Here is a 1,153-nt window from a genome sequence, read left to right on the forward strand (position 1 = left end):
GGAAACTCTGCAAAACCGGCCTGAGGCTTGCATAGACGAAGGGCATGATCGCCAAGCGAGTTGAGCCGATGAAGCAACTGGGACTGGGACTGAATCTGTCGACCAAGAAGACGCGCAAGCGGGAGTTCCTGGAGGAGATGGAGCGAGTGGTGCCGTGGGCTGCGCTGGTGCAGATTGTGCAGCCGCACTACCCGAAGGCGAAGACGGGACGGCCACCGTTCGGCATCGAGACGATGCTGCGCATCCACTACCTGCAGCAGTGGTTCGGGCTGAGCGATCCGGCGATGGAAGAGGCGCTGCACGACGTGCCGCTGTACTGCGAGTTCGCCAAGCTGGACGGTGTGATGGCGAGGCTGCCCGACGAGACAACGATCCTGAGGTTCCGGCACTTGCTGGAGCGCCACGACTTGGCGACGGACATGCTGCGCGTGGTCAACGACATCCTGCAGGCCAAGGGTCTGCTGATGCGCACAGGCACGGCGGTGGACGCGACGTTGATCAACGCACCGAGTTCGACCAAGAACCTCGAGGGTGAGCGCGACCCGGAAATGAAGCAGACCAAGAAGGGCAACCAGTGGTACTTCGGCATGAAGGCGCACATCGGTGTGGATGCCGAGTCGGGCCTGGTGCATACGGTGGTGGGCACGTCGGCCAACGTCAACGACATCAACGTTGCGGGAGCGCTGCTGCACGGCCAGGAAGAGATCGCGTTCGGGGACGCGGGCTACCAGGGCGTTCACAAGCGAGCCGAGGCACAGGGGCCGCAGTGGCACGTTGCCATGCGTGCGGGCAAGCGCCGTGCGTTGAACACGTTCCTGGCCAGCGGCTTCAAGCGCGAGCAGATCGAGCAGCTCAAGGCCAGCGTGAGAGCCAAGGTCGAGCACCCGTTCCGGGTGATCAAGCGGCAGTTCGGCTACACGAAGGTTCGATACCGAGGGCTTGCCAAGAACACGGCGCAGATCGTCACGCTGTTCGCGCTGTCGAACCTGTGGATGGCGCGAAGAAAGCTGATGGCCTTGGGATGAGTGCGCCCGCAGTGCGCCCGATAGCCGCATCGAACGGTCCAAACGGGCCGGTGCGGCTGCGGCGCCGAGCTTCTCTACTGCTTCAGCGCGACAGCAAACTTGCATCCTGCCTCCTCTGCATCACCGGC

1 protein-coding gene is annotated in these 1,153 nt (G+C 63.4%); it reads left to right on the forward strand.

Annotation, left to right across the window (positions count from 1 at the left end; all coding sequences use genetic code 11):
• Window positions 1–68: 68 nt before the first annotated feature.
• The gene (locus AC1DYN_RS32660) at window positions 69–1,025 is read left to right on the forward strand and encodes an IS5 family transposase (protein ID WP_477966984.1); all 957 of its coding nucleotides are present in this window, start codon (window positions 69–71) and stop codon (window positions 1,023–1,025) included.
• The last annotated feature ends 128 nt before the right edge of the window (window positions 1,026–1,153 follow it).

The sequence above is a fragment of the Rhizobacter sp. P2_D12 genome (genome assembly GCF_056404395.1).